We start from the raw sequence: 13,570 nt of genomic DNA, 5'->3' as shown, positions 1-13,570 counted from the left end.
GGCTGCGGATTCCGTCGGCCTCGTCCCGTTTCCCGCCGGAATCCGCCCCCTTTCCCGGAGATGAGCCGTGACCATACCGTTGCAGGAACGCACCGCGCACCGCTGGACGCACTGGCCGCTGGACCGGCTGTTCCGCGCCATCACCGCCACGGTGCTCGTGTTTCTCGCCCTGGTCCTGGCGCTCGGCGTCCGCCAGTACATGCTCTACGACCAGTGCCGGCGGACCGTGGCCGCCAGCGACCGGCTGCTGTTCCGGTTCACCGCCATCAGGGACCATCTCAACGAATCCCTGGTCATGGGGGAAGAGATCGACCTGCGCGCCTGCAACGACGAGTTGCAGCATCTGGAAAAAGAGGCGGCGGCCCTGCGGGGCGACCTCCTCGTTCCCGAGGCCCTGCGGAACCTCCTGCCCGGCCGGGTCGACCTCGTCGGTCTCGAGGTGCGCCTGCGGGCCGTCCAGGAGCGGCGGCACGAAAAAACTGAGGAGACGGCGGCGGTGGTCCGTTCCCTCGACGGCACCAATATCGGCCTCCAGCAGTTCCGTTTCCTGCTCGGCGACCATGCCCAGACCATGTTGCTGGGGCTGCACCGGATCATTGTCGGCGCCCTGGGTCTGATCGTCGCGCTGTCCTGCACCCTGCTCTACCTGCTCAACCGGCATCTGGCCGCGCCGGTCCTCGCCCTCTGCCGATTGACCACGCCGCCGGGAGATGACGGCGACGAGCGCGATCCCCACTGTTCGCTGGCCGCGCTGGTGGCGCGCCTACGCGCGCTGCCTGTTGCCAGCGAGCCGTACCGGCCGGCGGCAGGGGGCGACGCAACTGCGCCGGAAGCCCTGCACCGGGAAGCGCTCCGCTACCGCCACGCCCTCACCGGCTGCATCGGCCTGGAGCTGGCCAGCGAGCTGACCAACGGCATCAACGGCGTGATCAATTACACCCAGACCCTGATCGACATCGCGGAACAGGGTGGCCACCGGCAGGAGACGGCCGGCCTGTATCGGGCGCTGGTGCGAGAGGAAAAGAAGACGGCGGACCTGGTCGCGGCGCTCCAGCGGGTCAGCCAATGGCAGTCGGCGCGGAGCGCGGCGAGCATCGCCCTACCGTCCCTGTTCCAGATGGTGCTGCTGGTGCTCGACAAACCCCTGCGGGCCGAATCCGTCGCGCTCGGCCTGCCCACCGACTGCCGTCATGACATACCGATACCCGCCGGTGACCTCTGGCTGGTGCTGCTCACCCTATTGCAGCAGGGCCGGCGTGCGCTGCACCGCGAAACGACCGGCGCGCGCTCAGAAAAGTGGCTGAACGTAGCCTGCCGCGTTCAGCCCGGAGCGGACCGCAGACTCCAACTCGTGCTGACCAACAGCGCCGCCGCCTGGGACGACGGTTCCGAGCCGGTGTGGCCTTCGTTGACCTTCTGCGCCCATCTGATGCATCGGCACCAGGCCTCGCTCACCGTCGAGCCGACCCTGCAGGGCACGCATCTTCTCCTCGACCTGCCCTGCCGCCCCATCGCCGCCTGATCCCTCTTCTTTCCCGTCGAGCACACGCCCACCGCGCACCACAGGCCCGGCCGCCACGCTTTTCGGGCAACGGCACCTGTCTGCAACACGGCGCCACACAACCGTGCCGCGGCCGCCACATCATTGTCCTTGCCACGCCACGGAACCGTGGCCGCCACAATGCCGCGCCACGGTTCCGTGGCGGTAGTACCGGTTGTCCCCGTGAAGAGAAAACCGAAAAATATCTTTTTATATTCAATTGTTGGGCGAAAAATTTTTGTGTCATCCACGCCGTATGCCCCTTGGCATCAGGGCTGCAATTCCGGAGGTACAACCACAAGCCACCCGGCACCTCAGCCAACGGAAGGAGGGCACCATGACCACGCAAGTCATCGACAAGAACGAAACCAAAACCGATGTCGCCCACGAAACATCCCGTTTCACCGTGCGGGCCGTCATGGCCATGGCCGGGGCGATCGGCATCTGGGCCCTGGCCTGCCTGATCGGCGGTCTGGCCAGCGGCGGAATCGGCAATCTCATCAGGGGCTACATCAGCACCATTGTCGGGCCCTGATGCACGTTATGAACAGCAAACCAAGGAGAACAACGATGTCTGACACCACAAGCGGCAAACAGGTCGCAACCATTCTGCTGGGATTCGGCATTCTGGCGATGCTTTGGGCGGGAGCCGCCTTTATCGGCGCCCTGCACCGGGTCGACTGGCAGTTCGGGGAACTGGCCCGGCAGTACCTGCTGGCCACCGGCATGATGCAGCCCCTGCACACCCTGGTCGATTTCTATTCCCACATCAAGGGCGTCGAATACCTGATCTGCGTCGCCTTCTTCGTCGCCTTCCCGGTCTTCTTCAAGTACGTCAACCAGGAAAAACGGCAGGTGCCGGTGAACCGGTAGCGGCTCGGCTTTTCTCTGCGGCCGCCGGCGGCGCGCTCGCGCCCCCTCCCAGACCGGCGGCCGTAGGGGACGATCGCCGGCGTCAGCGCATCCGCAACCTGACGCAGGTCCGACACGGCCGGGGCGGCTGGCCGCCGGCATGGGCTTTTCGGAAGGTTCTGTATTCGCGGGAGCGCCAGATGGCGGCAAACGACTGCCGCCCGATATTGCCGAAAACCAGGGGGACATGCGCCGTTTCCCTCCCGTCGATCCAATGGCACACGTCGGCGCAAACGGGCAGATGGGTGTAGACGCAGGGGGATACGCCGCCATCGGCGGCAACGACGGCGGCGCGCTCGATATGCTCGGTACAGCCGGAACCGGCGGGATTCGGCGGTGGCCACGGTTCGGAGTCGTCCGTTGTCCCGTGCGCGCCTTGCGGGGCGGCCAGCCAGACATGGATCGGCAGCCCCAGATCGCGGCCCGCCGCGACCATCGCATCCAGGCGGCGGCGAAGCGCCGCATACTCCGCCTCGTCCGCCGGCACGAGCGCCTCGGCCACACATTCCCGGCCCGCAACCAGATCCAATGTACTGACCACCACCTGCTCCACCCCCAGTGACGCAAAAAATCGCGGCAGCAGCGCGCAATCGTCCAGTCGCGACCGCAGCAGCAGATAGGCGATGTGGATCGCCGGCCGCTCGCTGCCGCATTGTCGCTTGAGCCGATCGAGGGTGGCGATGGCGGCCAGTACCCGGTCCAGACTGGTGCCCAGGCGGATGCGGTCGTTGGCGGCGTCGATCCCGGCCAGGGAAAAGGCGAGGACATCCATTTCCGCCTCGATCATCCGGCGGCACAAATCCTCGGTCAGCAGCATGCCGTTGGTGGTGGTGCCGACCCGGCAGCCGGCGGCCTTGACCATCCGGACCATGGTCATGAAGTCGGGATGGAGCAGGGGCTCGCCCCAGCCTTGCAGATGGACCAGGGCCGTTTTTTTGAACACCGGCATCAGCCGCGCAAAGAGCGCCTTCGGCAGGAGGCGGTCCTGCCACCGGGAAGCGTAGAGGGTGCGGGGGCAATAGCGGCAGGCGGCGGTGCAGCGGGTGCTGATTTCCACCTGCAACCAGTCCAATCGGGGCGAAACGGAAAACGGCCAGGGCCAGGACATGATCGGCGGTGCCGGCGGGCGGCGGCGAACCGTTCAGCAGGTCGCGGCGTTCATGGGGCCGGCGGCGTCGAAAGAACAGATCATGCCGGCCATGCCGGGGCGGCAGCGTTTGCCGAACGCCCGGCGCAGGGATGCGACCGCCTCCTCTCCGGTGCAGTGGCAGGGGATGACGTGATCGGGTGCCAGCCGGTCCAGGGCGCAGACGGTCTGCTCCAGCCGTCTGTGGTCGGCATTGAGCAGATGGAAGCCGCCGATCACCGCCAGGATGCGCATGCCGTCGTTGAGGCGCCGCACCTGGTGCAGGGTATTGATCAGACCGGCATGGGCGCAGCCGACGCAGACGATCAGGCCGTTTTCCGTGCGCACCCACAGCGCCAGGTCGTCGTCCACCGGGTCCGGCCGGTGCCCGGCCTGATCGAGGAAAAAAGGGCCGCCGCTATCCTCGAAGATCGTTTCACGGGCAATGGGCCCGGTCAGGCCCACGGTGTCGCCGAGCAGCACGGGCCGCTGGACCCAGTCCAGTTGCTCCTGGGGAAACCGGTCCAGGCCGGCCATGGCCTCGCGGGGCATTTGCAGTGATTTGACGATGCGGTTGCGGATGGAATAGCGGGGATTGACCGCGCCGGGATGGCAATGGAGGATGAAGCCGTGGCCATGATGGAGAAGCGGGACCAAACCGCCGCTGTGGTCATAGTGCCCGTGACTGAGCACGAGGTGATCCGCTGCGGCCGGGTCGATGCCCAGGATGCGGGCATTGGCCATCAGGGTGCCGCCCTGGCCCGTATCGAAGAGGATGCGCTTGCCGCCGGTTTCAATCCACAGGGAAAAACCGTGTTCGGCCTCGAGGCCCGCGCCGGCTTCGTTATCGACAAGAATGGTGACCCTGGTTTCCCGACACGCCGCACCTGCGTTCATACCTGCTCCCGCCGCATGAATTTGCCCTCGCCTCTGGCCTGCAGGACTTCCCGACACAGCAATTCAGCCCGGAGCTGATACAGGGGCGGGCAGGAGAAATGCAAACGGGCCCGAAGTTCCAGGGGAACGTCACAGGCGACCGGATGGAGAAAACGGACGCGCAACTCACCGGTCACCGCCTGGATGCCATGGTGAAACAGCCAGTGCGTCATGGCTGCATCCAGCAGCGAAGCGATGACGCCGCCATGGACCATGCCATGGTACCCCTGCAATGCCGGACTCGCCACAAAAAAAGTCCGCACTCCGCCATCTTCGGTTTTCTTGAAGGCAAGGCGCCAGGAGCGGGGATGGAAGGCGCCGCAGAGCACGCACTGACGGTGACCGTGGCCGGGATCGATCACACTGCGCGGTCCCGGGACAAAGGGGCGTCATGGTTCCGGCGGCCGAGACGCCGGCCCGCGGCGGCGTTCGGGCGAAAGGAGGCGCGGGAGGAGAACATGCCGCCTTCCCTGCCATCGTCGTCCCGGCCCCTCGGCTCCGAGATCCTCATCGTGCAACCCTCCACATGGCGCGCATGCCCGTCTTCCTCCCTTTCCGCCGCATTCCGTTGTTCCCTTCATCCGCGCGATGCACCAACGATGCCAGACCTTTCTCTGGGGCAGAATCGGCACAGGCAGGGGGAACGGAAGGAAACGACCGTCCGCGACGCTTGCCGGCACGATCAAAAGCGTCGCGCGCAAGACGCACATCCGTGGCAATGCCGCCACGAACCTGTGGCGCGGCGGGGTGCTTCCGGAAAGACTTGAGGATGGCGGCAAACTCTGGCAGAATGAACGACCGCATCATATCTGTCTCCGACAGCCACCGGCGGAAACCGGCGCCGAAATCGGTCCGGCCAAAGCGGTGCCCGGTGGCCTGCCTGTCGGATTGGACTGGACTTTGCCGACACCACACGCCCCCATGATTCCATTCGATGTGCTCGTTCTGTTCATCACGGCCTCGGTCGCACTGGCGATCGCGCCGGGACCCGACAACATTTTCGTCCTGACGCAGTCGGCGCTGCACGGGCGCAGGGCGGGAGTGCTGATCACGCTTGGCCTGTGCACCGGACTCCTGGTCCATATAAGCGCCGTCGCCCTGGGCGTGGCCGCCATCCTGCAAAAATCCGTGCTCGCATTCAACGCGCTCAAGATGGCAGGCGCCGGCTATCTCCTCTATCTCGCATGGCAGGCGTTTCGCTCCGGCGGAACCGAACTGGTCGGGCAGAAGAACGGTCCCAGGGGGGGTTGGGCCTTGTATGCCAGGGGCATCGTGATGAATGTCACCAATCCCAAGGTCGCCATTTTCTTCCTGGCGTTCCTGCCCCAGTTCGCCGATCCGGCCCGAGGCCCCCTCCCGCTCCAGATCGTCTTGCTGGGCGCGGTCTTCATGATCTGCGCGCTCCTCGTCTTCGGCTGCATCGCCTGGGCCGCGAGCCGCATCGGCCACTGGCTCAGACGTTCGCAGCGCGCGCACCTTGTCTTGAATCGCGTGGCAGGCTCGGTTTTCGTGCTTTTGGCCGGTCGCCTGGCGCTCAGCAGGCAATGAATGCGCACTCCGCAAAGCGCGCAGGAAAGAAACAACCCGACCCCCGGCTGATTTTTTCGGTTGCAATCATGCCCACACCCCTGCATCAAAAATCCACGCTTTCCGAAATCGAACGCCGGTTTGACCGGGACGTCGAAAGGTTTGCCAACATGGAAACCGGCCAGGTTGCAACGATCGACGCGCCGTTGGCGATGGAATTGATCACCGCCGCCGCCGTGGCGGCCACGCCGGTCATAACGAGAACGCTCGATATCGGATGCGGTGCGGGCAACAACACGATCAAACTGCTGCGCAGCTATGCCGGCACCTTCGACTGCGACTTGAACGATCTCAGCATGCCCATGCTCCTCCGGGCACGGCAGCGGGTCTCGCAGGAAACCGAGGGCCGGGTGACCATCCTTCAGGGCGATTTTCGCACCGTCCGCTTTGCGGACGACGGCTACGACGTCATTCTGGCGGCTGCGGTGCTCCATCACCTGCGCGACGAGCGGGACTGGGCCGAGGCATTCTCGACGATCTTTCGCCTGCTCAGGCCGGGAGGCTCGTTTTGGGTGACCGACCTGGTGAGCCACGAAATCGATCACGTGCAACGGCTCATGTGGCGTCGCTATGGTGACTATCTTGAAGCGGCGGGAGGCAGGGATTATCGGGAAAAGGTGGTCGCCTACATCGACAAGGAAGATTCCCCCCGCCCGGTCACGTTTCAATTGGACCTGATGCGGCAAGTGGGGTTCAATTCAGTGGATCTTTTGCATAAAAATTCCTGTTTCGCTGCCTTTGGCGGCATCAAGGGCGCACCTTTGGCCAGCCCACGGCGGTCGGGAGAGCCTGCCTGAACCGGCCCGGACAGAATGCCCGGCACGCGCTTCCTCCCGGCAACCCAATCGGTTTTGCCTGGAAGACGGACCGGTGCCATGGTCACGACGGCTGCCCCTCCTGTCTCGTCTTCTCGATTTCCACCCGATTCCGCCCCTTCATCTTGGCCGCATAGGCGGCTTCGTCCGCCGCTTGAATGACGTGGTTGATGTCGGCGCCCTTTCTGAATTCCGCGACCCCGAAGCTGGCGGTAACGAAGACCTCTTCACCATGCGCGTAGAACGGGGCTTCGGCTATTCCGCGCCGTACCTTTTCTGCCACTATCGTACCGTCGGACAACTTGGTCTCCGACAACAACACGACAAATTCCTCGCCTCCCCACCGCCCGATTGAATCCTGGCTCCGGAGCATGTTTTTCATTCGAATGCTGATCTCCACCAGAACACAGTCGCCAGCGTCATGCCCCATGGCGTCATTGACTTTCTTGAAATAATCGAGGTCGATGAAGACGATGGAAAACGGCCGCCGGCTTCTTGTGCTCCGCGCAATTTCGTGGTCGAAATGTTCCATCATCGCCCGCCGGTTATAGAGGCGGGTAAGAGGATCGATGCGGGCGGCTTCCTCCAGGGCGGTCTGCGCAATGATGCGCTGGGCGATTTCATTGCTCAGTCTGTGATTGACCTCGTTGAGATCGGCGGTCCGCTGCCTCACCCGGATTTCCAGTTCATCCTTGGAGCGTTGGAGAGCCGCGAACGCCTCGCGTTTCTTTTGCTCCGTGCGGGCGAGCGTGGCCGACATCTCGTTAAACGCATTGAGCAGTTGATCGAGTTCGTCATTTGTGCGCATCGTGATCTGCTCATCCAATTTACCAACGGCAATGGCCATGCATCGGGCGATGGCCATATGGATCGGTTCGGTGAATTTTGACGAGAGAAATCTGGAGAAGAGAAATGCCAGGGCAACCGAAGTTATGAGGGAAACAAGTCCTGATATGCGTAAGCTTTGGTATTTGTCGTATATTTTGTCGGCCCGCATGTCGATCCCCACCAAAAACTTGCCCACGCCATTCTTGATAGGCGCATATCCGGACAAGAAAGCTCCCCATTCGTCTGATACGATTTCGTCGTCAACCGTGACGCTGGTGAAGCCTTTCAGGAGGCTGGGCAGGTGGAGACTGTATTGCTGGCCCGGCAGGGCCTGTTTTTCTGTTTCGTCGGAATCGACCACAAAAAATATTTTTTCCCCTTCTTGTCTCATCACATACAGGAAGGCGATATCCGGATTCATCCGTTTCAAGGATCGTAACTTTTCCAGGACGTCAAGATAACCTTGTTGCGTCACATCTGATGCGGAAACAACCGTACAGATTTTTTCTGCATCAATAACCTGGCTGATGAGTGCCGCGCTTGACTGAAGACGCTCCTTCAACCCATCCATCAAGCTGCTTGCCGCACTTGTATAAAAGTATGTTCCTATACTGCCGGACACCATCAATACCGCGATGGTATGACTCAAGAACAGCTTGAGGCATATGGTTAGCTTGAATTTCATGGTAATGTCAAGAAATTAATATACATGATAATTGCATCTGTTTTTTACTTACAACATCTTGAATCGAATCGTTTTATAGGCTCTTGCCATGGAGCCCGAGCAACATGCGTTCAAATTACGACGCCCGAATCTCGTGCAGCAGGTCTGGATGGCGCTCCAGAACCTTAAGCAGTTGCACCAGGGCCAATGGCGGTTTGGTCTTACCGTTCTCGTACCGTGAGAACGCATTGACTCCACCTCCAAAGAGTGCAGCCGCCTCGCGCTGGTCGAGCGCGAGCTTCTTGCGGACACGGGCAATGAAGCCCGGATCGACAATCGAAGCGTTTACCTGCTTGTTGAATTCCCGCGTGGCCGCGCTGGTGCGTGTCGATTCGGCAACACCGAGGACAACCTCACCGCAGGCCGGGCAAAAATCTCCGGTCACCGCGGGAATAACGGTCGACTCCCCTTTGTAGGTGTACGGTATGTCGCGAGTGTCATGGACCAACTCATCCCCCGCACAAAATGGACATTTCATGTTCACATCTCCTTGAAAAACAAGACAAACACGGCACCGCCCCCATGCGTTCCGGACAACGACCTCTCCGCATGGGGAAGAGGCCGATGCACATCCTGCCGAATCCGGTGATCGGCATGCGGGGGCATGCGTGATGGCAATCGGCGGGGTCGGGGCCTCGTTCACGCCGACGAGGCCCTCGACCTCGAAGCCAACGCCGCGCCGCCAGCCTGCAATGCGGTGGTTCTTTTTCAGAGGCACACATAACCTAGTTGGTTACCCTTGGCAAGGGTATTGGCCCCCGTTGTAAGTTGCCAAGCAAACATGGAAACTTTGCCAAGCAAAAATAGAAAAACACCTCCCTGCTTCGGGTGAAACGCCTCCTCTTCACGCTCTTTTTGCCTGTAATCAGGCGGAGAGCGTGCCCCTCCCGCCTTTCCCAATAGCTGCTACCCGCCAACCTTTCTAGCAAAATCCCTTTTTTTGTGCCCACTTATATGGTCATTTTCTCGATAGTTTCAATTTAGTTGACCTCATCCCATTTTTTGTATTCATTTTGATGAGTATCCAAACCAGAAGGCATGAGGCAAACTATATTGGAATTTGCTTGACTCCCCAATTTAATGGATAGCTACGAGATATCCGGTTTCTTGATATACTTCAAAATTGCTTGATATCCAGTTAGGTAAAACCCAAAGTCAGAGGAGTTTCCTGCGATGGCACCCAGACCTCGCCCACTCAGTCAGTATCATGTGTTCCTGGCCTCGCCCGGTGATGTAGGGGTGGAACGAGAGCACGTGCGCCGGTTCTTCGACGAATATAACCGCCACACCGCCCATATTTGGAATGTTCGCTTCGACGTGGTGGACTGGGAAAACTACGCCACCATCGGCGTGGGAAGGCCCCAAGACCTCATCACGCAACAGACGCTGGAGAAGTACCGCGATTCGCTCGCGTTGGTCATCGGCATCATGGCCCAGCGGTTCGGTTCGCCGAGCGGCGAGGCCGATTCGGGCACGAAGGAAGAGTTTAACTGGGCGATGGAGAGCCACGCAACCTCGGGTTTCCCGGAGATCAAGTGGTTCTTCCGTAAGGTGGACAAGCTGGAGATGCCGGCAGATCCGGCCCAATTGGTGAGCGCGGTCGAGCAATGGCAAAAGGTCCTTGCCTTTCGCCAGCGGATGCAGGAGTTGAATAACCCAGTTTTTTACGCCGAGTACCCGAATCCTGCGGCTTTCGCTGAGGTGCTCGCGCGTGACCTCAACCACTGGTTGGCCGATCCCGCTCGGCCTTGGGCATCACAACTCGCCGCCCACATCGCCACCACCGGCGGCACGACCGCGCCAACTCTCCCCGCAGAGTTCGATGCGGAAGGTTACCGGATCGCTGTACTCAAGCGGTTCGACAAGCTCAACTTCGAGATGCTCGACACCACCGGCGCGTTCTACAGTGCGGTCCGTCTGTGGAGCGTCTTCGTTGCGCAGTCGGTAAGGGAATGCCACCAATACAACCCACGCCTGCTGGAAATACCAAAGGAACACCAACGCCTGCTCCTGGACGCCGGTGAGATCACCGCCCAAGAAATCGAAGAGGCCGAGCGGCAGGCGGACCGGTTGCGGCAGGAATACTTTCTCCAGCCACTCCGCCCGGTGCTGGAGGTTGTGGACGAGGCCCTTCGCGCCTCGATAGCGGGGGCGGCGCAGAAGCTGGTCATCCTGGGCGATCCCGGCTCCGGCAAATCGTCGCTGGTCCGCTACCTGGCCGTGCGCTGGGCGGGCATTTCCGAGCCGGCGGTCCGTGACACACAGCCGATTCCGCTCGTTGTCGAACTGGGCGCCTACGGCCGCTGGCGGTGCGACCGGCGCAAGGATTTCATCCTCTTCCTGGAAGAAGCCCCCGGCTGGCACCAATGGGCCCCCAGCCTGCTCGGCAAGCTCATCGCACAGCCGGGCCGCGTCGTGTTGCTACTGGACGGGTTGGATGAAGTCTTTGATGTGAAGCTCCGCGCAGACGTCATGGATGACATCCAGAGGTTCACCAGCCAGTTCCCTCACCTGCCCATCCTCGTCACATCGCGTGTCGTGGGCTATCAGACGCAGCGGCTGCGCGATATCGAGTTTCGGCACTTCATGCTGCATGACCTGGACGCCGCACAGATCAACGACTTCGTGCAACGCTGGCATGAGGTGACCTTCGACGACCCAGCACAGGCAGCGCCGAAGCACGACCGCTTGCAGAAGGCCATCCGCGAGTCCAAGTCCATCGCCCTGCTGGCCGGCAATCCGCTGCTACTGACAATGATGGCCATTCTGAACCGCAACCAGGAACTGCCGCGTGACCGCGCCGACCTCTACGCCCAGGCCTCCCGTGTGCTGCTGCACCAGTGGGACACCGAACGCGCCTTGGAGGCACTCCCGGGCGTGAGTGCCGATATCGGCCTGCGGGAGAAGACCGACCTCCTCCGCCGCATCGCCGCCCACATGCAGGCTGCGCCCGGCGGGCTGAAGGGGAACCTGATCGATGGGCCGACGCTGACCAGTTTGATCGAGGGCTATCTGCAAGACGAATTGCACATAGCCCAATCCCGCGCCGTGGCACGGGCGGTGGTCGAGCAGTTACGGCTGCGGAATTTCATCCTCTGCTTTGTGGGTGCGGACAGCTACGCCTTCGTTCATCGCACGTTCCTGGAGTACTTCTGCGCCGCCGATTTCGTGCATCAATTCAACGTCGCCAAGAAGCTGGATATTGATGGGCTAATCGCCTTGTTCGACCAGCACTGCCGCGACGATGAATGGCGGGAAGTTCTGCGGCTGATCTGCGGTCAAATCGATGAACAGTTTGTGGGCCAAATCGTTGAGCACATTACAAGGCACGTAGATTATACTCGCGCGGTGAATTACACGCGCGCGGTGAATAAGGCAACGGAGGTAATCTGCGCGATTGAGTGCTTGAGTGAGTGCCGGAATCTGGCAAAACCCCAATCCGGCAGTGAAGTTGTTGGCAAGCGCGTTGTTCATCTGTTTAAAGTGGGTGGATCGGCACAGTTCTTTATAGACCTTGTCAAGGCTATTCAAGAAGTCGGCACGCGCTGGTCGAATCTACCAGACTTGGCCAAGGCGTCATGGTCAGTGAGCAATAACTTGGGGGAAAGAATGTATGCCGCTCGCTGTTGGGTGCATTTCGTTTCAATCGTTGGCGCTAGCCGATCTTTTCTCATCCATTTGGCAAACAATAAACACCCACGTATCCGTGAAGGTGCTTTGCTTTCGCTTGCGGAAAGATATCCGGACGCTATTACTCATAAAATGCTGCTCCAATGCGTCTATGATGATAAAAGTGAATGGCCACGTTGTGCCGCGCTAGAGGCGTTGGCGGAGAAGTGGCCGGACCAAGCCACCCGCAACCTGCTCACCCAGCGCGCTGTCCAAGATGATGACGAGCACCCCCGCCGTGGTGCGCTGGAGGCGTTAGCGGAGAAGTGGCCGGACCAGGCCACCCGCGACCTGCTCACCCAACGCGCCGTCCAGGATGAGAACAAATACCCCCGCGGCGCGGCGCTGGAGGCGTTGGCAGAGAAGTGGCCGGACCAGACTACCCGTAGCCTGCTCGTCCAGCGCGCCGTCCAAGATAATGACTCCGGCCCCCGTAGCACCGCGTTGAGGGTGTTGGCGGAGAAGTGGCCGGACCAAGCCTCCCGCGATCTGCTCACCCTGCGTGCTGTACAAGATAAGAGCAAATACCCCCGCAGCACCGCGTTGAGGGTGTTGGCGGAGAAGTGGCCGGACCGGGCCACCCGTGACCTGCTCACCCTGCGCTCCGTCCAGGATGAGAGCAAATACTCTCGCAGCACCGCGCTGGAGGCGTTGGCGGAGAAGTGGCCAGACCAGATTACCCGCGACCTGCTCGTCCAACACGCCTTGGAAGCGCCGGACGCCATTGGACGCGGCAAAGCCTTCTCCGCACTGGGCAAGATGCACTCCGAGTTCGGTCAATTTTTGCCAATGCGGGTCCTGGACGAATGGGGTGAATATTTCGATCCCCTCGAACCAATTCCACACCAGCATATCAAGGTAGCAGCGGCGCAGGCTGGCATTCGTCCCGAGGACATCGACGCCCAAGTCGCCTCGCTCTCGGCTCACTTGGGGTGGGACGTCACAGTTGGAGCGAAACCTAAGCTGGTAAAAAAGACCGCCCCAAAGAAGCCTTGACGCATGCGGCTCAACTAATGGACGTCAAGAGGTCAACATAAGGAGCTCCTTTGGCGATTACGCCAGGAAGGAGATGAATCTTTTTCGTCATAAACTGCGTAAAAGTAAGGTTCATCCGGCAAATACGTACCCGGAGTTGTGTAGGTTGTAGAGTCTGAGCTTGAAGTATTCCATGTCACGGAACCCCTAGGCCTGCCGTTTCATGGTTTTGATTTTGTTATTAAGGCCTTCCAGCGGGCCGTTGGTAATCTTGTGGGGGTAGTAGCCGAGCAACCCTTGCATGCTGGCAAGTATCGTCGAGCCGACCGCGTTGAGTTGTTTGATGCCCGAGGTCATCGAAGCACCAGTTGAGGAGAAAGGATTGAGCACGGTCTGCTGTGCCCTGGCTCCAAAACAGGCGGAGTTGTTCCTTCATGGCATGGAGAGTGAACAAGGGC

12 protein-coding genes are annotated in these 13,570 nt (G+C 61.0%); 6 read left to right on the top strand and 6 right to left on the bottom strand.

The genetic code is table 11. From position 1 onward, the window contains the following. Window positions 1-67: 67 nt before the first annotated feature. The 3 genes from Q362_RS0107655 (at window position 68) to Q362_RS0107645 (ending at window position 2,413) form a co-directional block, all read left to right on the top strand. Window positions 68-1,522, top strand: a complete 1,455-nt coding sequence (locus tag Q362_RS0107655) for a hypothetical protein (RefSeq protein WP_028318201.1) — start codon at window positions 68-70, stop codon at window positions 1,520-1,522. A 355-nt stretch (window positions 1,523-1,877) separates the two neighbouring features. Next, window positions 1,878-2,075, top strand: coding sequence for a hypothetical protein (locus tag Q362_RS0107650; RefSeq protein WP_028318200.1), 198 nt, complete (start codon window positions 1,878-1,880; stop codon window positions 2,073-2,075). A 35-nt stretch (window positions 2,076-2,110) separates the two neighbouring features. Further along, the gene (locus Q362_RS0107645) at window positions 2,111-2,413 is read left to right on the top strand and encodes a hypothetical protein (protein ID WP_028318199.1); all 303 of its coding nucleotides are present in this window, start codon (window positions 2,111-2,113) and stop codon (window positions 2,411-2,413) included. 82 nt (window positions 2,414-2,495) lie between these two features. On the opposite strand, the gene Q362_RS0107640 is transcribed toward Q362_RS0107645, so the two are convergent. Genes Q362_RS0107640 through Q362_RS0107630 form a run of 3 tightly spaced genes read right to left on the bottom strand, consistent with a single transcriptional unit; the run spans window position 2,496 to window position 4,876 of the window. Continuing rightward, window positions 2,496-3,560 carry a radical SAM/SPASM domain-containing protein gene (locus Q362_RS0107640; RefSeq protein ID WP_028318198.1) on the bottom strand — a complete coding sequence of 355 codons (1,065 nt, stop codon included), beginning with the start codon at window positions 3,558-3,560 and terminating at the stop codon, window positions 2,496-2,498. 33 nt (window positions 3,561-3,593) lie between these two features. Continuing rightward, entirely contained in the window at window positions 3,594-4,475 is an 882-nt protein-coding gene (locus Q362_RS0107635; RefSeq protein ID WP_028318197.1) for an MBL fold metallo-hydrolase, read from the bottom strand. Continuing rightward, window positions 4,472-4,876, bottom strand: a complete 405-nt coding sequence (locus Q362_RS0107630; RefSeq protein WP_028318196.1) for a PaaI family thioesterase — start codon at window positions 4,874-4,876, stop codon at window positions 4,472-4,474. Before Q362_RS0107630 ends, Q362_RS0107635 begins: the two co-directional genes overlap by 4 nt. Before the next feature lie 559 nt (window positions 4,877-5,435). On the opposite strand from Q362_RS0107630, the gene Q362_RS0107620 reads away from it, so the two are divergent. Both Q362_RS0107620 and Q362_RS19700 read left to right on the top strand, forming a co-directional pair. Continuing rightward, window positions 5,436-6,062, top strand: coding sequence for a LysE family transporter (locus Q362_RS0107620; RefSeq protein ID WP_028318195.1), 627 nt, complete (start codon window positions 5,436-5,438; stop codon window positions 6,060-6,062). 68 nt (window positions 6,063-6,130) lie between these two features. Continuing rightward, on the top strand, window positions 6,131-6,898 hold the full coding sequence (locus tag Q362_RS19700) for a class I SAM-dependent methyltransferase (protein WP_051553899.1): 768 nt from the start codon (window positions 6,131-6,133) through the stop codon (window positions 6,896-6,898). Between the two features lie 82 nt (window positions 6,899-6,980). Here Q362_RS19700 and Q362_RS22155 read toward each other — a convergent pair whose 3' ends face one another. After that, complete coding sequence (locus Q362_RS22155; RefSeq protein ID WP_051553879.1) at window positions 6,981-8,429, bottom strand: sensor domain-containing diguanylate cyclase; 1,449 nt, start codon at window positions 8,427-8,429, stop codon at window positions 6,981-6,983. A gap of 115 nt (window positions 8,430-8,544) precedes the next feature. After that, window positions 8,545-8,946: a type II toxin-antitoxin system MqsA family antitoxin gene (locus Q362_RS0107605; RefSeq protein ID WP_028318194.1), complete on the bottom strand. Its 402-nt coding sequence runs from the start codon at window positions 8,944-8,946 to the stop codon at window positions 8,545-8,547. 695 nt (window positions 8,947-9,641) lie between these two features. Here Q362_RS0107605 and Q362_RS22150 point away from each other — a divergent pair. Beyond that, window positions 9,642-13,133, top strand: a complete 3,492-nt coding sequence (locus Q362_RS22150) for an NACHT domain-containing protein (RefSeq protein ID WP_051553878.1) — start codon at window positions 9,642-9,644, stop codon at window positions 13,131-13,133. A gap of 186 nt (window positions 13,134-13,319) precedes the next feature. On the opposite strand, the gene Q362_RS24975 is transcribed toward Q362_RS22150, so the two are convergent. Next, on the bottom strand, window positions 13,320-13,469 hold the full coding sequence (locus Q362_RS24975) for a transposase (RefSeq protein ID WP_084312433.1): 150 nt from the start codon (window positions 13,467-13,469) through the stop codon (window positions 13,320-13,322). Window positions 13,470-13,570 lie beyond the last annotated feature (101 nt).

This window comes from Desulfobulbus elongatus DSM 2908 (genome assembly GCF_000621145.1).
GTDB lineage: Bacteria > Desulfobacterota > Desulfobulbia > Desulfobulbales > Desulfobulbaceae > Desulfobulbus > Desulfobulbus elongatus.
Note: the sequence above shows the minus strand (reverse complement) of the source record. Positions and strands in the feature narration are given on the sequence as shown.